The organism is Nonomuraea sp. NPDC001699, assembly GCF_053596455.1.
On sequence record NZ_JBSFGF010000006.1, the window covers coordinates 153,924 to 178,835 of the forward strand.

Annotated in this window: 12 protein-coding genes; 4 read left to right on the forward strand and 8 right to left on the reverse strand. The window is 74.4% G+C overall.

What is annotated here, in order from left to right; translation table 11 throughout:
- Window positions 1-3: 3 nt before the first annotated feature.
- Entirely contained in the window at window positions 4-8,199 is an 8,196-nt protein-coding gene (locus ACWCSU_RS20085) for an amino acid adenylation domain-containing protein (protein ID WP_449936639.1), read from the reverse strand.
- Window positions 8,196-13,013: an amino acid adenylation domain-containing protein gene (locus ACWCSU_RS20090; RefSeq protein ID WP_449936640.1), complete on the reverse strand. Its 4,818-nt coding sequence runs from the start codon at window positions 13,011-13,013 to the stop codon at window positions 8,196-8,198. Before ACWCSU_RS20090 ends, ACWCSU_RS20085 begins: the two co-directional genes overlap by 4 nt.
- Before the next feature lie 698 nt (window positions 13,014-13,711).
- Between ACWCSU_RS20090 and ACWCSU_RS20095 the strand changes: the two genes are divergently transcribed.
- The 4 genes from ACWCSU_RS20095 (at window position 13,712) to ACWCSU_RS20110 (ending at window position 16,954) form a co-directional block, all read left to right on the forward strand.
- Entirely contained in the window at window positions 13,712-15,097 is a 1,386-nt protein-coding gene (locus ACWCSU_RS20095) for an FAD-dependent monooxygenase (protein ID WP_449937025.1), read from the forward strand.
- Between the two features lie 193 nt (window positions 15,098-15,290).
- Window positions 15,291-15,620 carry a hypothetical protein gene (locus ACWCSU_RS20100; protein ID WP_449936641.1) on the forward strand — a complete coding sequence of 110 codons (330 nt, stop codon included), beginning with the start codon at window positions 15,291-15,293 and terminating at the stop codon, window positions 15,618-15,620.
- Window positions 15,614-16,513, forward strand: a complete 900-nt coding sequence (locus ACWCSU_RS20105) for a hypothetical protein (protein WP_449936644.1) — start codon at window positions 15,614-15,616, stop codon at window positions 16,511-16,513. The genes ACWCSU_RS20100 and ACWCSU_RS20105 overlap by 7 nt, the downstream gene beginning before the upstream one ends.
- 15 nt (window positions 16,514-16,528) lie before the next feature.
- Complete coding sequence (locus tag ACWCSU_RS20110) at window positions 16,529-16,954, forward strand: YbaB/EbfC family nucleoid-associated protein (protein ID WP_357700414.1); 426 nt, start codon at window positions 16,529-16,531, stop codon at window positions 16,952-16,954.
- 22 nt (window positions 16,955-16,976) lie between these two features.
- On the opposite strand, the gene ACWCSU_RS20115 is transcribed toward ACWCSU_RS20110, so the two are convergent.
- The 6 genes from ACWCSU_RS20115 to kdpF all read right to left on the reverse strand — a co-directional run bounded on the left by ACWCSU_RS20115 (window position 16,977) and on the right by kdpF (window position 24,869).
- Complete coding sequence (locus ACWCSU_RS20115) at window positions 16,977-17,645, reverse strand: response regulator (RefSeq protein WP_357700417.1); 669 nt, start codon at window positions 17,643-17,645, stop codon at window positions 16,977-16,979.
- Entirely contained in the window at window positions 17,642-20,125 is a 2,484-nt protein-coding gene (locus ACWCSU_RS20120) for an ATP-binding protein (protein ID WP_449937027.1), read from the reverse strand. Before ACWCSU_RS20120 ends, ACWCSU_RS20115 begins: the two co-directional genes overlap by 4 nt.
- A gap of 61 nt (window positions 20,126-20,186) precedes the next feature.
- The gene (locus ACWCSU_RS20125) at window positions 20,187-21,011 is read right to left on the reverse strand and encodes a potassium-transporting ATPase subunit C (protein ID WP_449936645.1); all 825 of its coding nucleotides are present in this window, start codon (window positions 21,009-21,011) and stop codon (window positions 20,187-20,189) included.
- On the reverse strand, window positions 21,012-23,117 hold the full coding sequence (gene kdpB, locus ACWCSU_RS20130) for a potassium-transporting ATPase subunit KdpB (protein ID WP_357700425.1): 2,106 nt from the start codon (window positions 23,115-23,117) through the stop codon (window positions 21,012-21,014).
- Between the two features lies 1 nt (window position 23,118).
- On the reverse strand, window positions 23,119-24,759 hold the full coding sequence (kdpA, locus tag ACWCSU_RS20135) for a potassium-transporting ATPase subunit KdpA (protein WP_449936646.1): 1,641 nt from the start codon (window positions 24,757-24,759) through the stop codon (window positions 23,119-23,121).
- A gap of 20 nt (window positions 24,760-24,779) precedes the next feature.
- Window positions 24,780-24,869, reverse strand: coding sequence for a K(+)-transporting ATPase subunit F (gene kdpF, locus ACWCSU_RS20140; protein WP_357700429.1), 90 nt, complete (start codon window positions 24,867-24,869; stop codon window positions 24,780-24,782).
- Window positions 24,870-24,912 lie beyond the last annotated feature (43 nt).

The following is a 24,912-nucleotide window of genomic DNA, read 5'->3' on the forward strand; positions in this document are numbered from 1 at the left end:
GGTTCATGCGCTCAGCACCCTCTCCTGGATGGCGTCCAGGTCGGCCGCGGCCTCCGACGGCGGGGCGGCGTCCGGGACGAGGTCCTCCAGGTGACGCAGCGGCCGGTGCCGCAGCCCCACCAAGCCCCACAGCACCAGGAACACGCCGCTGGCGTGCAGCACGACCCCCGCGCCCCCGCCGGGCCCGCCGGCGAACCGTCCGGCCCACTCCGCCAGCGGCCCGGCGGCGAGGAAGCCGATCGGCTGCATGGCCGTGGCGATCATGATGTTCACCGCGAGCACCCGTCCCTGCAGCTCCGGACCCACCTTGACCTGGATGATGGACAGCCAGTGCGCGTTGCCGATGCTCATGCACGCCAGCCGGACGAACAACCCGGCCGCGACCAGCCACACGACCGGCCACACGCCCATCAGCACCACGCCGAGCCCGGACCCGACGACGAAACCGATCATCCCGGTGGCCCGTCGCCGGGTGCCGCCCCACACCAGCACCACGCCGGTGCCCACGGCCGCGCCGACGCCGCCGACGGCGGTCACCAGGCCCAGGTCCGCGGAGGTGCCGATGGCCAGCACGACGGGGGTGACGAGCACCCACATCAGCGCGGTGCAGAAGTTCACGACCGCGAAGTAGAGCGCCATCACCATCAGCGGACGTCGCCTGCGCAGGAACCGCCACCCGCCGGTGAGCGCCGCCGTGAACGTCTCCTCGCGCCGGTGGAACAGCCGGTCGGGGAAGCGCACCAGCAGCAGCGTCAGCACGCCGATCGCGAACGTGGCCACGTCCACGGCCACCACCGCCGACAACCCGAACAGGCCGATCAGCGCGCCGCCCGCGAGCGGCGCGACCACGTTGCCCGCGCCGAAGCCCACGTTCGCCAGCGCGTTGGCCTGCGGCAGGTACGGTTTCGGCACCAGTTGCGCGATCGCCGCCAGCCACGCGGGCTGCTGGAACGCCGACACGACGGAGGTCACGCCCACGATGAGGCAGACGTTCCAGAACTCCAGCCGCCCGGTGGTCAGCAGCAGCACCAGCGCCACCATGGACAACCCGGACAGCGCGTCGCAGGCCAGCATGATCCTGCGCCGGTCCACCCGGTCGGCCAGCGCGCCGCCCAGCGGGGTGAGCAGCACGGCCGGGATCTGCGCCAGCATCGTGACCAGCGCCAGGTCCAGGATCTCGCCGCTGCGCTGGTAGGCCCACACGCCGAGCGCGAACGAGCTCAGCGCCGTGCCCAGCGCCGAGACGATCTGCCCGCCCGCGACCGTGTAGAAGGGCCGCAGCCTGGCGCGTTCGGGCGGACGCACCGGGTCGGGCAGCGTCCCGGCCGCCCAGCGGGTCAGGTGCGCCAGCACCAGGGCGGCCAGCGGCTCGGCCTGGTGACGCAGGAAGTAGTGCCCGGCCCTGGGCAGCACGGCCCGCTCCACCCGCGGCGCGAACGCCGCCCATTCGGTGTGGCGCTCCTCGTGCAGCTCGGTGGCGCGGTCGCGTTCCCCGACCAGGCTCAGGATCGGGGCGCGCAGCGGCGCACCCTCGCCGGCCAGCTCCTGGCCGAACCACTCCTGCGCCTGGTCGGCGTCGTGCCGCATGGCGCGTACGGCGGTGCGCTTGGCGGCCTCGTCCATGTCGTCGAGCAGCCCGCCGGAGGCGCGCAGCGCGTCCCGGAACATCCGGTCGGACACCCAGCGGTCGCCGCCGAACAGCCGCCTGACCGGACCGGGCAGCCGTGCCGCCGGGAAGCTCGCGGCGGCGATCACGCCCAGCACGGGCACGCCGTCCGCCTCCAGCCGGCGTGCCAGCGCGACGGCGGTCGCGGAGCCCACGCAGTGGCCGTAGACCGCGACGGGACCCGACGCGGTCGCGGCCACCTCGGCGGCCAGCACGTCCACGAGCTGCTCCAGCGGGAGCGGCGGCTCGTCCGGGCGGGCGGGGTCGTGGCCGGGCAGTTCGGCGGAGAGCACCTCGACCCGGTCGCCCAGCGCCTGGGCCAGCGGCTGGTACACCGCCGCCGACCCGCCGCCGTACGGCACGCAGACCAGCGTGAACTCGCCGGCCCGGCCGCCGCCCAGGCGGTGCAGCAGCCCGCCGGTGTCCTCGCGGCCCAGGAACGCGGCCAGCTCGGCCACGGCGGGCCGGGTGAACAGGTCGATCACCCGCAGCCCGCGGCCGATCTCCTTGACCGCGCGCACCGCGGCGAACGAGTCGCCGCCGAGGGCGAAGAAGTCGTCGCCCGCACCCACCCGTTCCACGCCGAGCACCCGGGCGAAGGCCCCGGCGACCAGCTCCTCGTTCGGTGTCGAGGGCGGCGCGTACGCGGCCTGCCCGGCCACCGGCTCGGGCAGCGCGGCCCGGTCGATCTTCCCGTTCGGATTGAGCGGCAGCCGGTCCAGGGCCATGACGTGCGCCGGCACCATGTAGTCGGGCAGCCGCTCGCGCAGCGCCGACCGTACGGACGCGGCCTCCACGGTCGCGGGCGTCACCCACGCGGCGAGCTGCCTGGCCTTCCCCTCGCCGACGGGCAGCACCACGGCCTCGGCGATCTGGGGCAGCGCCCGCAGCGCGGTGGTGACCTCGCCCAGCTCGACGCGGTAGCCGCGCACCTTGACCTGGTCGTCCACCCGGCCGCGGAACTCGATCCGCCCGTCGGAGGTGACGCGCAGCAGGTCGCCGCTGCGGTAGCAGCGTCCCTCGGCGGTCAGCGGGTCGGGGACGAACCGCTCGGCGGTCAGCTCGGGCCGGCCGATGTAGCCGCGGGTGACGCCGGGGCCGCCGACCACCAGCTCGCCGGGCACGCCGGGCGGCACCGGCCGTAGTGCGGCGTCCACGAGGTGCCCGTACACGCCGGGCAGCGGACGGCCCAGCGGCACGATGCCGGTCCGCCGGTCGGCGGGGATCTCCTCGGTGTCGCAGACCAGGCAGATCATCGTGGACTCGGTGTGGCCGTAGTGGCTCTGGATCCGCAGTCCGGGCCGGGCGGCCCGGGCCCGCTCCACCAGGTCCCACGGGCAGGCCTCGCCCGCCAGGATCAGCAGCTCGCGCGGCAGCACGGCGGCCAGGTCGCCGCCCGAGGCCAGCAGCTCCAGGTGGCTCGGGACGCACTTGACGACGTCCACCCGGTGCTCGGCCAGGTAGCCGGCGAACGCGGCCGGGTCCATGGCGGTCTCGCGGGGGACCAGGTGCACCGTCCCGCCCGTGGTCAGCGCGCCGAACACGCAGGTCAGGCCGAAGTCGGCGGCGGGCGTGGAGACCACCGCGAACGACCCGCCGGGCACGCCGATGCGCGGCAGCATGCCGCCCAGGTAGTTCAGGACGCCGCCGTGCTCGGCGGCCACCGCCTTGGGCGTGCCGGTGGACCCCGACGTGAAGATCACGTGGTGCAGGTGCTCCGGCAGCACCTCGACCCGGGGGCGGGTGTCCGGCAGGGACGGCGGCCGGTCGAGCGCCAGCACCCGCCGGCCGTCCCCGATCAGCGGCGCGAACTCGCTCACCGTCACCACGGCCCGCACCCCGGCGGCCTCCAGCATCGCGGCGATCCGCGCCGCCGGGTACGCCGGGTCCATCGGCAGGTAGCCGCCGCCCGACTTCTGGATGCCGAACAACGCGCACGCCAGGCCCGCGCCCGGCTCCAGCAGCACGCCGACCGGCTCGTCGGCGCCCACCCCGGCCTCCAGCAGCCAGTGCGCGATCCGGTTCGCGGACGCCTCCAGCTCGGCGTACGTCAGGGCGCGGTCGGCGCCCACCACGGCCGGCGCGCCGGGCGTCTCGTCCACCCAGCGCTCGATCAGGTGGTGCACCGCCCCGGCGGGCGGCTCGGGCGGCGCCCCGCCGTCCACGGCGGGGCCGGTCACCGGCTCCAGCGGCACCGCCCCCACCGGCGCGTCCAGGTCGGCGAGCAGCCCGTCGAGCAGGGCCGCGTACCAGCGGGTCAGCTTGGCGGCGGTGCCCGGCTCGAACAGGTCGGTCCGGTAGGCGAGCCCGCCGCGCAGCGGCGCGCCCGGCCCGTCGTCGACGACGTGCCAGCTCAGGTCGAACTTGGTGGTCAGCTCCGGCAGGTGGATCTCGGACGCCTCCAGGCCGGGCAGCTCCGGCCCGGCCCCGCCGGGGATGTAGTTGAGCATCACCTGGAACAGCGGCGTGGCCGCCAGGTTCCGCTCCGGCCGCAGCCGGTCCACCACCCGGTCGAACGGCGTGCCCGCGTGCGCGAGCGCGCCCAGCGCGGACTCCCGCGCGCGGGCCAGCAGGTCGCGCCCGGTCGGGTCGCCGCCCACGTCGGTCCGCACGACGACGGTGTTGAGGAAGCAGCCCACCACGCCTTCGGTGTCCGGGTGGTCGCGGCCGGAGACCGGTACGCCGACCGCGACGTCCGCAGTGGCCGACAGCCGGGCCAGCAGCGCCTGCAGCCCGGCCAGCAGCACGATGAACGGCGTGGACCGGTAGGCGGCGGCCACCGCCCTGATTCGCTCGCTCAGCCCGGCCGGCAGCTCCAGGTCGAGCGCGGCCCCGCCCGGGTCGGGCACCGCGGGACGCGGCCGGTCGGTGGGCAGGTCGAGCACCGGCGGCAGGCCGTCCAGGTGCCCGGCCCACCAGTCCAGGTCGGCCGGGTCGGGGACGGGGGACACCTCGGCGTACTGCGCCGGCGGCGGGTCCAGCGGCGGGCGCAGGCCGAGGCGGGCGGCGTACAGGCCGGACAGTTCCGACAGCAGCAGCCCGCGCGTCCAGGCGTCGGTGGCGATGTGGTGGAAGGTGAGCGAGAGCACGTGCTCGTCGTCGGCCCCAGGCTCGCCGACGGTGAGCAGCACCGCCCGCATCGGCGGCTCGCGGTCCAGCGCGAACGGCGTCGCCAGGTGCGCGGCCAGCACGTCCTCGACCTCCGAGCGGTCCACGCGCGTGGTGGACACGGGCACCTCGGCGGCGTCCCGGACCACGATCACCGGCTCGGGGCCGGAGTCGTCGACCACGCCGCGCAGCACGTGGTGCCGCTCGGCCAGGTCGCGTACGGCGTCGAGCAGGGCGTCCGCCCGCAGCGGGCCGCGCAGCCGCAGCGCCACCGGCACGTTGTAGGCGCTGCTGTCCGGTTCGAGCTGGGCCAGGAACCACAGCCTGGCCTGCACGCCGGACAGCGGCACCGGCCCGTCCGCCGGCGCGCGCCGCACGCGAACGGCGTCCGCCGGACGGGGGAGCGCGGCGGCCAGGTCGGCCAGCACCGGGTGCTCGAACAGCAGCCGCACCGGCACCGCCGCGCCCAGCCGCTCCCGCAGCCGCCCGGCCACCCGGGTCGCCGCGAACGAGTGCCCGCCGAGGGCGAAGAAGTCGTCGTCCGCCCAGACCTCGGGGAGCCCGAGCACGTCGGCCCAGACCTCGCCCACCAGGCGCTCCCCGGCGGTGCCCAGCGGCACCCGCACCGCAGGCCCCGCCTCGGGCACGGGCAGCGCCGCCCGGTCCACCTTGCCGTTCGGGGTGAGCGGCAGCGCCTCCAGCACGCCGATCGCGGCCGGCACCATGTAGTCGGGCAGCCGCTCGCGCAGCGCCGCCCGCACCTCTGGCACGTCCACCGTGGCCATCGCGGCCGGCGTCACCCAGGCGGCCAGGCGCCGCTCCAGGCCCTCGCCGACCGGCTGCACGTACGCCTCCGCGACCTGCGGCAGGGCCCGCAGAGCCGCGGCGACCTCGCCCAGCTCGACGCGGAAGCCGCGCACCTTCACCTGGTCGTCGATCCGCCCCAGGAACTCGACCAGCCCGTCCCCGGTCACCCGGACGCGGTCGCCGGTGCGGTACCAGCCGCCGGTGAAACGTTCCGCGGTGAGGTCGGGGCGGCCCAGGTAGCCGCGGGCCACGCTGGGCCCGCCGATCCACAGCTCACCGGGCACGCCGGGCGGCAGCGCCCGTCCGGACGGGTCGGCCACCCGGCACAGCACGTCGGCCAGCGGCCGGCCCAGCGGCGCCCGGCCCGGGCCCAGCCCGGCCAGGGCCTCGGCCGCGTCGCAGGCCAGCACCGACACCGTGGTCTCGGTGGGGCCGTAGTGGATCTGCACCTCCAGGTCCGGCCGCGCCTCCCGGACTCGCGCCACCAGGTCCGCCGGCACCGCCTCGCCGGCCAGGATCAGCAGCTTCCCGGGTAACGCGGCCGTGCCGAGGAGTTCGAGCTGGCTGGGCACCATCTTGATCGCGTCCACCGGGTGCGCCGCCAGGCGGGCGGCGAACGCGGCCGGGTCGGTGGCCGTCTCGTGGTCGATCAGGTGGAGGGTGGCGCCCGTGGTCAGCGCGCACCACACGTTCGTCATGCCGAGGTCGGCGGCGGCGGTGGAGACCAGCGCGAACGACGTCATCCCGGCGGGGACGACCTCGGCCACCGCGCCGAGGTAGTGCGTGATGTGCCGGTGCTCGACCGCGACGCCCTTCGGCCGTCCGGTCGAGCCCGACGTGTAGATCACGTACGCCAGGTGCTCCGGCCGCACCGCCAGGCCGGGACGCCCGCCGGCCGCCTCCGCCGCGGCGGCGAGCTCGGCGTCCGTGAGCACGAACCGCGCACCGGCGTCGGTCACCACCGCCCGGTTGCGCCGCTCCGGATAGACCGGGTCGAGCGGCAGGTAGGCCGCCCCCGCCTTGAGCACGCCGAGCATGGCGACCACCAGCTCGGGACGCCGCTCCAGCAGCACCCCGACCGGCTCCTCCGGACGCACCCCGCTCGCCAGCAGCCAATGGGCCACCTGGTTGGCGCGGCGGTCCAGCTCCGCGTAGCTGAGCGAGCCGACGGCGACCGCGTCCGGGCGGGCGTCGGCCACCCGCTCGACCAGCGTGTGCAGCGGCACGTCCACCGGCAGCGCGGCGTCCCGGCCGCGCAGGTCGTCGCCGGCCGGCAGCCGCACCGGCGCGGCGGGGTCGGTGAGCAGGCCGTCCAGCAGTTCCAGGTACCAGCCGGCCAGCCGGCTCACGGTGGCCTCGTCGAACAGGTCGGTGCGGTACCGCAACTCGCCCGAGAACCGGGTGCCGTCGTCGCCGAGCTCCAGGTTCAGGTCGAACTTGGCGGTCGGCGCGGGCGGCGTCCCGGCCACGACCTCCAGTCCGGGCAGCGACATCGGCGCGCCGGTCTCGTAGACGTTGAGCATCACCTGGAACAGCGGCGTGACCGCGAGGTTCCGCTCCGGCTGCAGGCGCTCCACGACCCGCTCGAACGGCGTGCCGGCGTGCGCGAACGCGTCCAGCGCCGCCGTGCGCGCCCGCGCCAGCAGCTCCGCGCCGGTCGGGTCGCCCGAGGTGTCGCCGCGCACCACCAGCGTGTTGATGAAACAGCCGACGACCCGCTCGGCGTCGGGGTGGTGGCGGCCCGCGTGCGGCACCCCGACGGCGATGTCGTCGACGCCGGACAGGCGGCTCAGCAACGCCTGCAACCCGGCCAGGAACACCATGAACGGCGACGTCCCCGCCACCGCGCGCACCTTCGCCGACAGCGCCTCGGGCACCTCCACCACGACGGCCGCCCCCTCCCACGTGGGCACGGACGGGCGCGGGCGGGCGAGCGGCAGGTCGAGCACCGGCGGCAGGCCCGCCAGGCGCCCGGCCCACCAGTCGAGGTCGGCGTCCGGCCGTCCGGCCTCCCAGGCGGCCACGTCCGCGTACTGGAGGGCCGGGGGAGCGGGGGGCGGCTCCAGGCCGAGGCGGGCGGCGTACAGGCGGGTGAGGTCGTCCAGCAGCACGCGTTCCGACCAGGCGTCGGTGGCGATGTGGTGCAGGGTGAGCGCGAGCACGCACTCCTCGTCGCCGAGCCGGAACACCGTGGCCCGCAGGGGCGGCTCGGCGTCCAGCCGGAACGGCCGCCAGGCGTGCGCGGCCAGCTCCCGGTCCAGCTCCGTCCCGTCCACGTCCACCACGGGCACCGGGACGGCGGCGACGGGCCGCACGCGCCCCTCGTCGATGACGCCGCGCAGGACCCAGTGCCGTTCGGCCAGGTCCGCCACCGCGCCGGTGAGGGCGGCGACGTCCACCGGGCCGCGCAGCCGCAGCGTCAGCGGCACGTTGTAGGCGGGCGTGTCCGGTTCGAGTTGGGCCAGGAACCACAGCCGTTCCTGCGCCGGCGACAGCGGCATGTCCGCGGCCGACGTCGCCGGGATGCCGGGGGCGGCCTTCTTCTCCTTCTGCTTCAGAGCGGCGTCGATCCTGGACCGGACGAGTTCGGCGATCCGGTCCTCACGTGTCTCGGTCATCCCTCGTCCCCCTCCATCAGGTCGGCGGCCAGCAGCTCTTCGAGCGCGGCGGCGAAGTCGGCGAGCACCGGACGGTCGAACAACAACCGCACGGGCACGGTGACCTGCAACATCTCGCGCAGGCGGGCGGCCACCCTGGTCGCGGCGAACGAGGCTCCGCCGAGGGCGAAGAAGTCGTCGCCGGCCCAGACCTCGGGCCGTTCGAGCACCTCGGCCCAGACGGCGGCCACCAGCCGCTCGGCGCCGGTGTCCGGCGCGACCCGCGCCGGGTCCGGGCCGGTGTCCGGCTCGGGCAGCGCGTGGCGGTCGACCTTGCCGCCGGGCAGCGTGGGCAGGGCGGGCAGGGCGACCCAGCGGCGCGGCACCATGTGGCCGGGCAGCCGGGACCGGGCGTGCCGCTCGATCGCGGCCAGGTCCGCCGTCTCCGGCGCGACGTAGCCGACCAGGTGGGCGTGCGCGTCCGTCCCCGCGACGGTCACGGCGGCCTCGGCCAGCTCGCGCAGCACGGCCTCGATCTCGCCCAGCTCGATCCGGTACCCGCGGACCTTCACCTGGTGGTCGCGGCGGCCGTGGAACTCCAGCGTCCCGTCCGGCCGCCATCGGGCCAGGTCACCGGTGCGGTAGCAGCGGCCGTCCGGCGTGAACGGGTCGGCCACGAAGGCGGTCGCGGTCAGGTCCGGACGCCCCCGATAGCCGCGGGCCACCCCGGCGCCGCCCAGCAGCAGTTCGCCGACCGCGCCCGGCGGCACCAGCCGCAGCCGCGCGTCGACCACGTACGCCCGCTCGCCCGGCATCGGCGCCCCGATCGGCACCCGGTCGCCCTCGTGCGCGCGCACCCGGTGCAGCGTCGAGGTGACGGTGGTCTCGGTGGGCCCGTAGGCGTTCCACAACTCGCCGACGCGGCGCAGGATCTGCTCGGCCAGCGCCGGGTCCAGCGCCTCCCCGCCCGCGACGGCGCGCAGCGCCGGGCCGCCCGCCCAGCCGGTTGCGATCAGCATCCGGTACGCGGTCGGCACCAGGTCGATCACCGTGGCCGCGCTCGTGCCGATCAGCTCGGCCAGCGCGTGCCCGTCGGTGGCCGTGGCCCTGTCCACCACCACCGACGTGCCGCCGGCGGTCAGGACGCTCCACAGCTCGGAGGCGGAGGCGTCGAAGCTCAGCGGCGCGACCGCGAGTTGCACGTCGGCCGGGCCGAGGCGGAGCGTCGAGATCATCCCGGCCACGAGGGCGGCCAGGCCGCCGTGGGTGACCTCGACCCCCTTGGGGGCGCCGGTGGAGCCGGAGGTGTAGGTGACGTACGCCAGGTCCTCGGAGCGCACCTCGGGCAGGTCCGCGAGCGGGCCGGCCGCGAGCCGGTCCGCGTCGAGCACCACCGGCCGGTGCCCGGCAGGGGTCGCCGGGCCGTTCGGGGCGGGCGGCGCCGGGTGGTGCGGGGTGGACGGCGGGGCTGGGTCGAAGGGGGTGTCGCCGCGGGTGAGCACCACGCGGGCGCCCGCGTCCGCGGCCAGCAGGCGCAGCCGTTCGGCCGGGTGTTCGGGGTCCAGCGGCAGGTACGCCGCCCCCGCCCGCCACACGCCCAGCAGCACCACGGGCAACATCCGGTCCCGCGGCACGTGGACGCCGACCACGTCGCCCCGCGACACCCCGTGCGCCAGCAGCCCGGCCGCGATCCGGTCGGCGCGGTCGTTCAGCTCGGCGTGGCTCAGCGCGGCGCCGTCCGGGCCGACCACCGCCGTGCCCACCGTGCCCGCCGTGCCCGCCGTGCCGGTTCTGTGGGCCGCGAGGGCCCGGGGCACCGGCGGCAGGTCGTCCGGCAGCCGCGGGCCGGCCGCGCGGGCCAGCAGCGCGGCGCGCTCGTCCGGCGTGACCGGCTCGAACGCCGCGATCAGCAGGTCCGGCTCGGCCACCGCGCGTCGCAGCAGCCACAGCAGCCGGTCCAGGTACGCCCCGGCCGCCTCCCGGCCGAGCAGCGCGACCGCGTACTCCAGGTGCAGCTCGGCGCCGGCCGCCGTGCGGTTGACGAGCACGCTGAACTCGTGCACGGCAGCGCCGGAGCCGACCTCGGTCAGCAGTTCGAGGCAGCCCGCGCGCACCGGCACCTCGGCGTGCTGCATGGCCAGCAGCACGGGGGCGCGGGGCAGGTCGGCGGGCGGCGCCTCCTGGTGGACGAGCGCCCGCGTGGTGGCCTCCCCGGCCTGCCTGACCAGGTCGCGGAAGGTCGGCTCGGCGTCCGGCCGCAGCCGCACCGGCACCGTGTCGATCAGCGGCCCGACGACCCGGGCCAGCTCCGGCCTGGCACGCCGCGCCGCGACCATGCCGACCAGCGTGTCCGGCTCCCCGGCGGCCAGGGCGACGGCGGCCACGTACACCGCGAACGGGGTCGCGCCGCACGCGCGGGCCAGCGCGGCCACGCCGTCCGTGAGCTCTTCGGGCAGCGGCCTGGTCACCCGGCACGTCGTCAGGTCGCGCGGCGGCGGCCCCGCCACCGGCGCCCCCGCCAGCTCGCCGCGCCAGAACTCCCGCAGCCGCGCGAGGTCGGGCCGTTCCTCCTGCTCGCGCACCGCCACGTCGCCGAGCTGCACCGCGGGCTCGGGAACGGGCTCGCCCGCCAGCTCGGCGGCCAGCTCGTCCATGAGCACGCCGACCGAACCGCCGTCGAAGGCGAGGTGGTCGGTCACGAGCACCAGCTCGGCCACGTCGTCCCCGACGGGGCACAGGCTCGCGCGCAGCAGCGGCACCTCGTTCGTCACGTCGAACACGTGCTCCGCCGCGGCCCGGGCCACCTTCACCGGGTCCGCGCCCGCCGGATGCTCGACCAGCGGGACGGCGACGGGCGGGTGCACGACCGCGTACGGGACGCCGTCCTCGCCGACGGAGACCGTGCTGCGCAGGGCCTCGTGCCGGCGCAGGACCGCGTCGAGTGCCGGGCGCAGCGGCGCGCTCCCGCTCAGGCCGCGCACGCCCAGCCGGACCGACACGGTGGTGACCGGGCTGTGCGGGTGGAGCTGGCGCAACGTCCAGAACTCGCGTTGCGCGGCGGTGAGCGGGTGCCGGGTCCGGCCGGTCCGCCGCACCGGCGCCGATCCCGGCTCGCGCAGCCGCGCCGCCAGCCCGGCCGCGGTCGGCTCGGTCAGGAACGACGCCAGGGGCACGGTGTGCCCGAGCCGCCGTGACAGCTCGGTCACCACCCGGGCGGCGGCCAGCGAGTGCCCGCCCAGGTCGGCGAACCGGTCGTGCACGCCCACCTCCGGCAGGCCCAGCACGTCCGCGATCACCTCGGCCACCTGGCGCTCGTCGTCCGTGCGCGGCGCGACCGGGGCCGCGTTCCCCGTCCGGGCGGCGCCCAGCTTGGGCAGGGCCGCGCGGTCCACCTTGCCGGTGGGGCCGATCGGCAGGTCGCCGGTCACGCCGATCCTGGCCGGGACCAGGTGGTCGGGCAGGCGGTCGCGCAGCCAGTCGCGCAGGTCGGGCTCGGTCACGCCGGAGGCGGCCACGTGCGCGGCGAGGTAGGCGATGCCGTCGTCGTCGGTGTGGGCCAGCACGACCGCGCGGCGCACCGCGGGGTGGCGGTCCAGCGCCGACTCGACCTCGCCCAGCTCCACCCGGTAGCCGCGGATCTTGACCTGGTCGTCGGCGCGGCCCACGTACCGCAGCTCGCCGTCCACCCGTCGGACCAGGTCGCCGCTGCGGTAGACGCGGGCGCCGTCGGGCTCGGTGCGGAAGGCCTGCGACTCGTGGCCCAGGTAGCCGCGGGTCACGCCGGGGCCGCCGATCCACAACTCGCCGGTCTCTCCGTCCGGGACCGGCCTGCCCGCGTCGTCGCGCACGCTGAGCAGCGCGCCCGCCATCGGCTCGCCCAGCGGCGGTTCGCCCTGGTGGTCGCGGGTCACCTCGAACATGGTGGAGCCGGTGGTGCACTCGGTGGGGCCGTACATGTTGAGCACCCGGCGTACGCCCGGGTTGGCGAACATGCGCGCGACCAGGGCCGCGGTCAGCCGTTCGCCGCCCGACAGCACCATGCGCACGCCGTCCGGCAGCGGCTCGCGCAGCAGCACCGACAGCGCGGACGGGACGCCGAAGACCGTGCGCACCTCGTCGCGGGCCGGCAGCGTCGGCAGCGCCAGCACGTTGTCCGCCATGATCACGGTTCCGCCGGCGAACAGCGGCGTGAAGATCTGGGTGATGGAGGCGTCGAAGCAGATGGAGGAGCCGGCCAGCATGCCGCTCAACTCCTCGGCGGTGTAGGCGGCCGCCTCCCAGCGCACCAGGTTCAGGGTGTTGCGATGCTCCACGACCACGCCCTTGGGGCGGCCGGTCGAGCCGGAGGTGTAGATGACGTACGCGGCGTCGCCCGGCTCGCCGGGCACCTCGGGCCCGGACGCGGCGGGCGTCACGTCGTCGACGAGCACCGTGGCGGCGCCGGTCAGCGACGCGGTGTCGCGCCGCGCGGCCGAGGTGACCACCGCGCTCACGGCGGCGTCCTCGGCCATGAAACGTAACCGTTCCGCCGGGTAGGCCGGGTCCAGCGGGACGTAGGCCGCCCCCGCCTTCAGCACCCCGATCAGCGCGGGCACCAGCCACTCGTCGCGGTCCAGGCAGATGCCCGCCAGGTCGCCGCGTCCGACACCGCGCGCGGCCAGGGCGTGGGCGACCCCGTTGGCCCTGCGGTCGAGCTCGGCGTAGGTCAGCCGGCTCGTGCCCGCGACGACGGCGAGGCGATCGGGCGTCCGCCGGCACTGCGCCTCCAGGGCCTGGTGGAGGCGGCTGGGGGAGTCTGTGAGAGGGCGGTTCGCGCCCGTCACATCCGTATTCATGTGTCCTCTTTCCAGCAAAGATCGAACGTGTCCGGGTGGGCGGTCTCGAACGGGCCCGCTCCTCCGGGACGGCACGCGGGCCCGGGCGAGGTCGTCGCTGGGCGCGCGGGGGGTCGTGCGGGCGGCTCACTGCCGCATGGTCGGCGGGGCCGGCGGGGTCGGCGGGGAGTGTCTTCTACGGTCACCTGCTCCCTTCACCGAAGACCGGGTCCTCCGCACAGCAGCATCGGTGACCCGGCTTGCCGCTGACTTGGAACCTGCCGTGATCTTGCTTGCATCAGGGCGACGTCGACGGCCGATCGGCTCGGGACGGCTCGGCGGGCGGCCTTCTCTCCACTGCTCCGGGGCGCCGGGACACCGTGATCCTCTCGGCCGGGGCCCTCCCGCAAACGGGCCTTTCCCGGGGAAAAGGACTGGACGCGGCGACGGCCGGGCTTGTAGCTTGCAGGCGACCGTGACACCGCCCGAGGAGGTGAGCCCCATGAACGCAGTTCCGCTGTGGGTGCTCCCCCATTCCGTCACGGCCGGGCGGCTGACGTAGGCGTCGCCGGGAGCGCCTCTCCGACAAGGCACTCCCGAAAGGCAACGCCATGCACTCTCCGCACGCCAACGCCATAGAGCCGCCGTCGAACGCCGGCGCCGACCGCGTGCCTCTCGCGTACGACGTGATCATCGCCGGATGCGGGCCGACCGGCGCGATGCTGGCCGCCGAACTGCGGCTGCACGACGTACGGGTACTCGTCCTGGAGAAGGAGACCGAGCCCAAGTCGTTCGTCCGCATAGTCGGGCTGCATATTCGCAGCCTTGAGATCATGGCGATGCGCGGCCTGCTGGAACGCGTTCTCGAACACGGAAGACGGCGTCCGGCCGCCGGTTTCTTCGCCGCCATCGACAAACCCGTGCCCAAGGGCCTGGATTCCGCGCACGCCTATTTGCTGGGCATTCCGCAGCCGGTCATCGAGCGCCTGCTCGAAGAGCACGCGATCGACCTCGGAGCGCAGATCCGCCGCGGTCGCGCGGTGACCGCCCTCGAACAGGACGACGAAGGCGTGACCGTCGAACTGGCCGACGGGGAACGGCTGCGCGCACGCTTTCTCGTCGGCTGCGACGGCGCGCGCAGTACGGTGCGCAAACTGCTCGGCGTCGGCTTCCCCGGCGAGCCGTCGCGGACCGAGACGCTGATGGGCGAGATGGAGGCGGGCGTGCCGCAGGAGGAGATCACCGCCAGGGCGGCCGAGCTCCACGGGCCCCACAGGCCGTTCTGGATCCGGCCCTTCGGCAACGGGGTCTACAGCGTCGTCGTCCCGGCCGTCGGAACAGGCGACCGCGCGGAACCGCCGACCCTTGAGGACTTCCGGCAGGCGCTGCGCGCCCTCGCCGGAACCGATTTCGGCGTGCACTCGCCGCGCTGGTTGTCCCGCTTCGGCGACGCCACCCGGCTGGCCGAACGTTATCGGCTCGGGCGGGTGCTGCTGGCCGGCGACGCGGCGCACATCCACCCACCCATCGGCGGACAGGGCCTCAACCTCGGCGTCCAGGACGCGTTCAACCTCGGCTGGAAGCTGGCCGCGCAGGTCCGCGGCTGGGCGCCGGCCACGCTGCTGGACACCTACGAGGCCGAACGCCACCCGGTCGCCGCGGACGTGCTGGACAACACCCGCGCCCAGAAGGAGCTGCTGTCCCCCGAACCGGGCCCGCAGGCCGTGCGCAGGCTGCTCACCGAACTCATGGACATCGACGAGGTGAACCGCCACCTGATCGAGAAGATCACCGCGGTCGGCGTCCGCTACGACTTCGGCGAGGGCCCCGACCTGCTCGGCCGCCGCCTGCCCGACCTCGACGTGAAGGAGGGCCGCCTCTACGGCCTGCTGCGTCACGGCCGCGGCCTGCTGCTGGACCGCACCGAACGCCTGACCGCCGGCGGCTGGTCGGACCGGGTCGACCACGTGGCGGATCGCACCGCGGCCCTGGACGTCCCGTGCGTCCTGCTGCGCCCCGACGGCCACGTGGCCTGGGCCGGCGACGACCAGCACGACCTGGACGCCCATCTCTCCCGCTGGTTCGGCCCGCCCGCGACCCGATGAAGGCGCGGCCCTGTCGGGGATGAAGAGGTTCGGGTGATCATGACGCCGCCGCCGTCGTGAACCGCGACGACGGCGGCGCCGTCAAGATCGTGCAGGGGGCGCCGTGTTCGTATAGGGATGGCGTCAAAACGCCCCCGGTCACGGGCGCGGGAGGTGAGGCTGGGGGCGTCAACAATGCGGACGAAAGCGACACATGCCTACCAATCCCACTCCTGAACAGCCCCCCACCCCGTACGACGTGGAGATCGAGCGCGCCCGGCTCAGGGAGATCAGGTCCCGGCTCCCCGACGCCGTCCGGCCGCTCGGCGGCGTGCTGCCGAGCCTGGCCGGGCTCACGGTGGCGGAGTCCGCCTTCACGTCCTTCACCTATTCGCTCGCCCTGGCCTACAACGAGGTCGAGGCGTTCACGATGGTGGAGGCGCGCCACCGGGTCGAGGACGTGGCACGCATCCAGGACGGCCTGACCGCGTCCATCACGACCTGGGAGAGCGCCGAGCGCGCCAGTTCCGTGAGCCGGTGGTGAACCTCGCGGCCCTGGGGCGGCACGGCCTCATGGTGGGCACGGGCGCGGCGCTGACGCTGTCGGCCCTGGGCGTTCCGGCGGCCTGGCCGTTCGTCGGCAAGATGTACGTCCACCAGTACGACCCGCAGGCGTTCTTCGACGCCGCCCCCACCTGGTCGTCGGTCCACGACGACGTCGTCGCCGCCCGGCTGGACGTCGAGGCCCTCGTCGCCGGGGTGGCCGCGACGAGCTGGCGCAGCGAGGACGGCCGGGCCTTCCAGCGCCGCATGGACGCCTACCTGGCCGACCTCCGCGGCATCGAGCTCCGCGCGCTGGTCACCGCGCTCACCCTGTTCACGGCGGGGGCCGCACTGGCGGCGATGGTGCTGTTCCAGTTCCTGGTCGCGGCGGCCATGGCGGCGGTGGCGCTGTGGACGCTGACCGCGGCCGTCACGCCGCTCAGCCTGGCCTCGGCCCGGCTCCTGGCCATGCAGTGCCTGATCAAGCTCTTCGAGGGCTACCAGGCGGTGGAGTCGATGCTCGACGCGCTGCTGCACGGCTGCGCCGCCGCCCTGACCGCGGCGGTGGCGGCCGACCTGGGCGTCCGGACCGTCCGCGGTGACCGTGACGGCCTGAACGACCTCGCCGCGGCGACCTTCGCCCAGGGGCCCATGCTGGTCTGGGGCACGGCCGACCGGATCGAGCGCGACCTGACCGCGCACGGCCTCAGCGGCCGGTTCCCGTCCTCCGGCCCCTGGTCGGGCGGGCGGGCGGGCGCGGCTCTGCCGCCAGGACTGCCGCAGGCGGCGGGCGGCAAGGCGGTCAACGATCTCATGACCGGCGGCCAGACGCTGACCGGCCGCCTCACGCCGGAGCAGAACGCCGACGGCTTGTACCTCTTCCCCTGGGAGTGACCAATGGGAGCGTCCATGAACTTCGAGGAAGAGCTCGGGATCGACCCCGAGCGGCTCGCGGCCGATGCCGACCGCCTCTTCGGCCTGCTGGGACGGCCGCCCGGCGAGGCCGCGACGGCACGGGCCGAGTCCCGGGACGGCTGGGTGAGCGTCGAGTACAGCTGCGCGGCGGGCGTGCGGGACCTGCGCCTCGACCCGCGGGCCATGCGCCTGGACTCCGGCCGGCTCGCCGGGACGATCCTCGACCTGATCCAGCAGGCGAGGGAACGGGCCGAAGCCGAGGAACGCGCCAGGACCGAGGCCCTTCTCGGCGGCAACGCGCTTCTGGCCGACCGCCGGCTCGTCGCCGAGCACCTGCGCGCCGCGACCGGCGCCCTCCAGGAGAACCTGGAACGCGCCGCCGCGACCATCGACCGGGTCCGCGCCCTGCTCCGCCCCTGACCGGGCGGCGGCACGTCCGCGGTCACGGTCTGAAGCGGTAACCCATCCCGGGTTCGGTGATCAGATGGACGGGCCGGGACGGGTCCCGTTCGAGCTTGCGGCGGATCTGCGCCATGTACTGGCGCAGGTAGTGGGTCTCCTTGACGAACGTCGCGCCCCACACCTCGGTGAGGACCCGGCGCTGGCTGATCAGCTTGCCGGGGTGGCGCAGCAGCAGGTCGAGGATGTGCCACTCCGTCGGCGTCAGCCGGACGTCGCCGGAGATCGTCTTGTTCGTCAGGTCGATGACGTGGTCGCCGATCCGGATGCTCGCCAGCTCGGCCTCCTGGATGGCGGTGCGCCGGGTCACGGCCCGCACCCGGGCCAGCAGCTCGTCGATGCCGAACGGTTTCGTCACGTAGTCGTCGGCGCCGGCGTCCAGGGCCTCGATCTTGTCCTGGTTCCCGGCCCGGCCGGACAGCACGATGATCGGGATGCCGCTCCAGCCGCGCAGGCCGTGGATCACCTCCACGCCGTCCAGGTCAGGCAGGCCCAGGTCGAGGATGACCAGGTCCGGGGCGGCGTCGACGGCGGCCCTGAGCGCGGACGCGCCGTCGGCCGCGACGGTGACGTCGTAGTGCCGGGCGACCAGGTTGATGCGCAGGGCGCGCAGGATCTGCGGCTCGTCGTCCACGACGAGGATGCGGGTCACCGGGTCGTCCTCCGCGGGGTGGCGACGGGCAGGGTGAGGATCATGGTCAGACCGCCCCCAGGCGTCTCTTCGGGTACGAGCGTGCCGCCCATGGCCTCGGCGAGCCCGCGTGACAGGGCGAGCCCGAGCCCGACGCCGGAGTGGTTGTCGCGGTCGCCGAGCCGCTGGAACGGCTGGAAGACCCGGTCGTGCGCCTCCGGCGGGATGCCCGGGCCGCGATCGATCACCCGGATCTCGACGTGGTCGCCGTGCCCGCTGGCGGTGATCAGCACGGTCCGGCCGGGCGGGCTGTAGCGCACGGCGTTGGACATGAGATTGACCAGGACGCGTTCGAGCAGCGCGGGGTCGGCCAGGACGTCGGGCAGCTCGACGGAGACGTCGCCGTCGATGCGCTCCTGGAGCGGGCCCAGGTCGTCGATGGCCCGCGGCACGATCTCCTCAAGCGCCAGGGGCTGCGCGCTCACCCCGAGCACGCCCGCCTGCAACCGGCTCATGTCCAGCAGGTTCGCCACCAGCCGGTCCAGCTTGTCCAGCGACTCCTCCGCGGTGGCCAGCAGCTCCGAGCGGTCCCGTTCCGACCAGGCGATCTCGGTGCTGCCCAGGCTCTCGACGGCGGCCTTGGCCGAGGCGAGCGGCGTGCGCAGGTCGTGGCTGACGGCGGCCAGCAGCGCGGTGCGCATGCGGTCGGCCTCGGCCAGCGGGCGGGCGTGTTCGGCCGCCTCCTGGAGGCGTTCCTGGCGCAGCGCGACGGCGGCCTCGGCGGCGAACGCCTCCAGCACCGCGCGGTCGGAGGCCTCCAGCGGGCCGCCCTTGGCCGCCAGGACCAGGTCCTCGCCGATGACGACGTCGGTGTCGGACTGGCCGGGGCAGGTGGAGGGGGCGCCGCCGGAGGTGGCGACGATCCGCCAGACGTCCGGGTCTGACTGGTCGTCGGGGGTGTGGGCGGCGTCGGGCCGGCGTTCCAGCAGGGTGACCGAGCTCAGGCCGAACGTCTCGCGGGTGCGTTCCAGCAGGGACGGCACGGCGGCCTCGCCGCGCAGCACGTGCCCGGCCAGCGTGGACAGCAGTTCGGCGTCGGCGCTCGCGCGGGCGGCCTGCCGGGTGCGGCGGGCCGCGATGTCCACGATCGTGCTCACCGCCGCCGCCACCAGCAGGAACACGACCAGCGCGAACAGGTTCTCCGGGGCGGCGATGGTGAACTCGCCGACCGGCGGCGTGAAGAACCAGTTGAGCAGCAGCGACCCGCCGACGGCCGCGGTGATGGCCGGCCACATGCCGCCGGCCAGTGCCACGCCCACGGTCAGGCAGAGGAAGAACAGGATCTCGCTGGGCAGCGACAGCAGGTCCCGGAACGGCCACAGCGCGGCCGTCAGCAGCGGCATCCCGGCCACCGCGAGAACCCAGCCGGTCGTGCGGCGGGCGCGGGTGAGCGCGGCGCGCGAGCGGCCCGGCCGCCGGCCCTTCTTGGCCTCCTCGTGCGTGATCATGTGCACGTCGATCGAGCCGGACCGGGCGGTGGTCTCCACGCCGACGCCGCGGGAGAAGATCTGCGCGAACCGCCCCCTGCGCGAGGCGCCGAGGACGAGCTGGGTGGCGTTGACGCCGCGGGCGAAGTCGAGCAGCGCCCGGGGGACGTCGTCGCCGACGACCTGGTGGTAGGTGCCGCCCATGTCCTCCACCAGTGTGCGCTGGCGGGCCAGGCTGCCCGGGTCGGCCCCGGCCAGCCCGTCGGCGCTGGTCACGTGCACCGCGAGCAGGTCGGCGCCCTTGGTGCGGGCGGCGATGCGGGCGGCCCGCCGGACCAGCGTGTCGCCCTCGGGGCCGCCGGTCAGGGCGACGACGACGCGTTCGCGGGTCTCCCACGTGGTCGCGATGCCGTGGTCGGCGCGGTAGCGGTCGAGCTGGTCGTCCACCTTGCCGGCCACCCACAGCAGCGCCAGCTCGCGCAGCGCGGTGAGGTTGCCGACGCGGAAGTAGTTCGACAGCGCCGCGTTCACCTTCTCGGGGGCGTACACGTTGCCGTGGGCCATCCGCCTGCGCAGCGCCTCGGGCGACATGTCCACCAGCTCGATCTGGTCGGCCCGGCGCACGACCTCGTCGGGCACGGTCTCGCGCTGCGGCACACCGGTGATCTCCTGGACGACGTCGTTGACCGACTCCAGGTGCTGGATGTTCACCGTGGAGATCACGTCGATGCCGGCGTCCAGGATGTCGTCGATGTCCTGCCAGCGCTTGGCGTTCTTCGAGCCGGGCACGTTGGTGTGGGCCAGCTCGTCGATCAGCGCCACCCGCGGCCGGCGGGCGATCACGGCGTCGGCGTCCAGCTCGGTGAAGGTGGCGCCGCGGTGGACGAGCGTCCGGCGGGGGACGATCTCCATGCCCTCCAGCAGGGCGGCGGTCCGGGCCCGGCCGTGGGTCTCGACGAACCCCACGACCACGTCCCGGCCGCGCTCGTGGGCCCTGCGGCCCTCGCCGAGCATCGCGTACGTCTTGCCGACCCCGGGCGCCGCCCCGAGGTAGACCCGCAGCCGGCCCCTCACCTCACGCCCTGTCGAGCGCGAGGTTGAGTTCGAGCACGTTGACCGCGGGCTCGCCCATGAAGCCGAGGACGCGGCCGGTGGTGTGCTCGCCGATCAGCCCCTTGACCCGGGCGAGGTCGAGGCCGCGCTCCCTGGCCACGCGGGGCGCCTGGAGCTCGGCGTAGGCGACCGAGATGTGCGGGTCGAGACCGGAACCGCTGGCCGTGACCGCGTCGGCGGGGACGACCGCCCTGGCGTTCCCCCTGACGGGCACGGTCCGCCCGGCGGAGTAGTCCTCACCCGGCCTGCCGCACTCGACCGTGACGCCCTGGTAGGAGGCGACGAACGGGACGGCGGGGCACGCCTGGTTGACGCTGACGGCCCGGCCGGGGAAGACCTTCAGCACCGCGCCGACCCCGTCGGCCGTGCAGTACGGGCGGGCGCCGCTGACGCCCTCCAGCTCGCCGGCCGCCCTGGAACGGGCGCAGACCCGGGTGAGCAGCGACTTCCTGCCCTCCCCGCCCGCGCCCGGCAGCGTGTCCACGACGTCCTCAGGACCGAGGTTGCTCGCCCCCGACGAGGTCGGGTCGTAGCCGTCGCCGGCGGCCGAGGGACGGGACTGGAAGTACGTCCTGACCGGGTTGCCGTCCTTGTCGGTGAAGGACTGGCCGATCAGGGCGCTGCCGTGGCCGCCGTCGACGATTGAGCCGTTGGCCCGGCCGTTGAACAGCGCCTGGGCGACGCCGGTGGTGACCAGCGGGTAGACGACGCCGAGCAGCGCGGTCAGGACGGCGACGGCGCGCAGGGCGGCGAGGTGCTGGCGGACCCAGCTTGGCAGGCGTTCCATTTATGACATCCCCGGAAGGAACTGGATCAGCAGGTCAATGAGCTTGATGCCGGCGAAGGGGGCGACGATGCCGCCCAGGCCGTAGACGTACAGGTTGCGGGAGAGCAGTTTGGAGGCGCTGGAGGGCCGGTAGCGCACTCCGCGCAGGGCCAGTGGGATGAGCGCGACGATGACCAGCGCGTTGAAGACGACCGCCGACAGGATGGCCGACTGGGGGCTGGCCAGGCGCATGACGTTGAGCGCGTCCAGGCCCGGGTAGACGGCGGCGAACATGGCGGGGATGATCGCGAAGTACTTGGCGATGTCGTTGGCGATCGAGAACGTGGTCAGCGCGCCCCGGGTGATCAGCAACTGCTTGCCGATCTCGACGATCTCGATGAGCTTGGTCGGGTTGGAGTCCAGGTCCACCATGTTCCCGGCCTCCTTGGCGGCCGAGGTGCCGGTGTTCATGGCCACGCCGACGTCCGACTGGGCCAGGGCGGGGGCGTCGTTGGTGCCGTCGCCGGTCATCGCGACCAGGCGGCCGCCCTCCTGCTCCTTCCTGATCAGGGCGAGCTTGTCCTCGGGGGTGGCCTCGGCCAGGAAGTCGTCCACGCCGGCCTCGTCGGCGATGGCCTTGGCGGTGAGCGGGTTGTCGCCGGTGATCATGACGGTGCGGATGCCCATGCGGCGCATCTCGTCGAAGCGTTCGCGCATGCCCTGCTTGACGACGTCCTTGAGGTGGATGACGCCGAGCACGCGGCCCCGCTCGGCCACGACCAGCGGGGTGCCGCCGGAGGCGGAGATGCCGTCCACGATGTGGCCGACGTCGTCGGTGGGGTGGCCGCCGTTGTCGCGCACCCACTTCATGACCGCGGTGGCCGCGCCCTTGCGGACCTCGCGACCGTCCAGGTTCACGCCGGACATGCGGGTCTGCGCGGTGAACTGCACCCATTCGGCGCCGTGGATCTCGCGCTCGCGCAGGCCGTACCGCTCCTTGGCGAACACCACGATCGAGCGGCCCTCGGGGGTCTCGTCGGCGAGGCTGGAGAGCTGGGCGGCCTCGGCGAGCTCCTGCTCGCCGATCCCCTCCACGGGGACGAACTCGGCCGCCTGCCGGTTGCCCAGCGTGATCGTGCCGGTCTTGTCCAGCAGCAGCGTGGACACGTCGCCCGCGGCCTCGACCGCGCGTCCCGACATGGCCAGGACGTTGCGCTGGACCAGGCGGTCCATGCCGGCGATGCCGATGGCCGACAGCAGCGCCCCGATCGTCGTCGGGATCAGGCAGACCAGCAGCGACACCAGCACGATGCCGGTGACGCCGTTCGCGTCGAGCGCGACCGAGTCGGGGACGCCGGGGTTGATCTGCTTGGAGTAGATCGCCAGCGGCTGCATGGTCACGGTGGCGACGAGGAAGACGATCGTCAGGGCGGCCAGCAGGATGTTGAGCGCGATCTCGTTCGGCGTCTTCTGCCGGTTCGCGCCCTCGACCAGGGCGATCATGCGGTCGATGAAGCTCTCGCCGGGCTTCTGGGTGATCTTGACGACGATCCGGTCGGAGAGCACCTTCGTGCCGCCGGTCACCGCCGAGCGGTCGCCGCCCGACTCGCGGATGACGGGCGCGGACTCGCCGGTGATGGCCGACTCGTCCACCGAGGCGATGCCCTCGACCACGTCGCCGTCGCCGGGGATGACCTCGCCGGCCTCGACCACCACCAGGTCGCCCTGCCGCAGGTCGGGCGCGCCGACCCGGTCCCACTCGGTCCCGCCGCCGGCGCGCAGGCGGCGGGCCTGGGTGTCGGTCTTGGCCTTGCGCAGCGTGGCCGCCTGCGCCTTGCCGCGCCCTTCGGCGACGGCCTCGGCCAGGTTGGCGAAGACCACGGTCAGCCACAGCCACACGACGGTCGCCCAGGCGAAGAACGACGGCTCGACGACCGCCAGGACGGTGGTGAACACCGCGCCGACCTCGACGATCAGCATGACGGGGTTGCGCCACAACGTGGCCGGGTTCAGCTTCCTGACCGCGTCGGGGAAGGACCTGACGAGCTGCCGGGGATCCAGCAGGCCGCCGCCCACGCGGCCGTCCCGGCGTGCGGGGGAGGGTTTGTCCAGTACGGGGGTTGACATGTCAGGACAGTCCTTCTGCGATCGGGCCGAGCGCGAGTGCCGGGAGGAAGGTGAGGGCGACGAGGACGACCGTCACGCCGACGACCATGCCGACGAACTGCGGCCGGTGCGTGGGCAGCGTGCCGGCGCCCTCCGGGACGGGCGACTGCGCCGCCAGCGAGCCGGCCAGGGCCAGCACCAGGATGATCGGCAGGAACCGGCCGAAGGCCATGCACAGGCCGAGCGCGACGTCGTACCAGGGGGTGTTGACGGTCAGGCCGCCGAAGGCCGAGCCGTTGTTGTTGGAGGCGCTGGTGAAGGCGTACAGGACCTCCGACAGGCCGTGCGGGCCGCCGTTCAGCATGCCCGCGCGCTGCTCCGCCGAGCCCATCGCGGCGGCGGTGCCGATGAGCACCAGGGCCGGGGTGACCAGGAAGTACAGGGAGGCGAGCTTGATCTCGCGGGCGCCGATGCGCTTGCCCAGGTACTCGGGGGTGCGGCCGACCATCAGGCCCGCCACGAAGACGGTGATCACGGCGAGGATGAGCATGCCGTACAGGCCCGAGCCGACGCCGCCGGGCGCGACCTCGCCGAGCATCATGTTGACCATCGTCATCATGCCGCCGAACGGCGTGTAGGAGTCGTGGAAGGAGTTCACCGCCCCGGTCGAGGTGAGCGTGGTCGCCGCGCCGAAGGTGGCCGAGTTGGACACCCCGAAGCGCAGCTCCTTGCCCTCCATCGCCGCGCCCACGGCCTGCGGGACGGTGGCGTTCCCGGACAGCTCGAAGACGTTGGTGAGGATCACGCTGGTCAGCGCGAGGACGCCCATCACGGCGAGGATGGCGTACCCCTGGCGGACCTGGCCGACCAGCCGGCCGAAGGTGCGGGTGAGCGAGAACGGGATCACCAGGATCAGGAAGATCTCGAACCAGTTCGTCCAGCTCGTGGCGTTCTCGAACGGGTGGGAGGAGTTGGCGTTGTAGAAGCCGCCGCCGTTGGTGCCCAGTTCCTTGATGACCTCCTGGGAGGCCACCGGGCCGCCGGTGATGCCCTGCGTTCCGCCGGTCAGCGTGGTCAGCTCGTGCACGCCGGAGAAGTTCTGCACCAGGCCGCCCGCGACCAGCACCAGCGCCCCGACGAACGCGATCGGCAGCAGGATGCGCAGCGTGCCGCGGACCAGGTCGACCCAGAAGTTGCCGATCGTGCCGGACCTGCGGCGGGCGAACCCGCGGACGAGGGCGACCGCGACCGCCATGCCGACGGCCGCCGAGACGAAGTTCTGCACGGCCAGGGCGGCCATCTGGGTCAGGTGGCCCATCGTGGACTCGCCCGAGTACGCCTGCCAGTTGGTGTTGGTGACGAAGCTGATCGCGGTGTTCCAGGCGATGTGACCGGTGACCGGTTCCATGCCCAGGCTGAGCGGCAGCTTGTCCTGAAGGCGCTGGAGGCCGTACACGACCAGGACGGAGACGACCGAGAAGGCGAGCAGGCCGCGCGCGTAGACCGGCCAGCTCTGCTCGGCGTCGGCGCGCACCCCGAGCAGCCGGTAGATCCCGCGCTCGACCGCGTTGTGCCTGGTCGTGGAGTAGACGCGGTACATGTGGTCGCCGAGCGGCTTGTGCACCAGCGCGAGCGCGGCGATCAGCGAGGCTATGAAGATCATTCCTGCGACGGTCGTGCTCATCAGAACCGCTCCGGGAACAGCAGGGCGGCGACCATGAAGATCACCAGGGCCGCGGCCACCACGAGACCGGTGGCGTTGATCGCGCTCACAGGCGCTCCACCGCCTTCACCACGAGCCCGAAGACCACGAAGA

Bases quoted from the DNA above. Each gene is read 5' to 3' on its own strand.
- ACWCSU_RS20090 (WP_449936640.1), bottom strand. From the start codon at position 13,013: ATGAATACGGATGTGACGGGCGCGAACCGCCCTCTCACAGACTCCCCC.
- ACWCSU_RS20100 (WP_449936641.1), top strand. From the start codon at position 15,291: ATGCCTACCAATCCCACTCCTGAACAGCCCCCCACCCCGTACGACGTG.
- ACWCSU_RS20095 (WP_449937025.1), top strand. From the start codon at position 13,712: ATGCTGGCCGCCGAACTGCGGCTGCACGACGTACGGGTACTCGTCCTG.
- ACWCSU_RS20110 (WP_357700414.1), top strand. From the start codon at position 16,529: ATGAACTTCGAGGAAGAGCTCGGGATCGACCCCGAGCGGCTCGCGGCC.
- kdpA (WP_449936646.1), bottom strand. From the start codon at position 24,759: ATGATCTTCATAGCCTCGCTGATCGCCGCGCTCGCGCTGGTGCACAAG.
- kdpB (WP_357700425.1), bottom strand. From the start codon at position 23,117: ATGTCAACCCCCGTACTGGACAAACCCTCCCCCGCACGCCGGGACGGC.
- ACWCSU_RS20120 (WP_449937027.1), bottom strand. From the start codon at position 20,125: ATGCTCGGCGAGGGCCGCAGGGCCCACGAGCGCGGCCGGGACGTGGTC.
- ACWCSU_RS20085 (WP_449936639.1), bottom strand. From the start codon at position 8,199: ATGACCGAGACACGTGAGGACCGGATCGCCGAACTCGTCCGGTCCAGG.
- ACWCSU_RS20125 (WP_449936645.1), bottom strand. From the start codon at position 21,011: ATGGAACGCCTGCCAAGCTGGGTCCGCCAGCACCTCGCCGCCCTGCGC.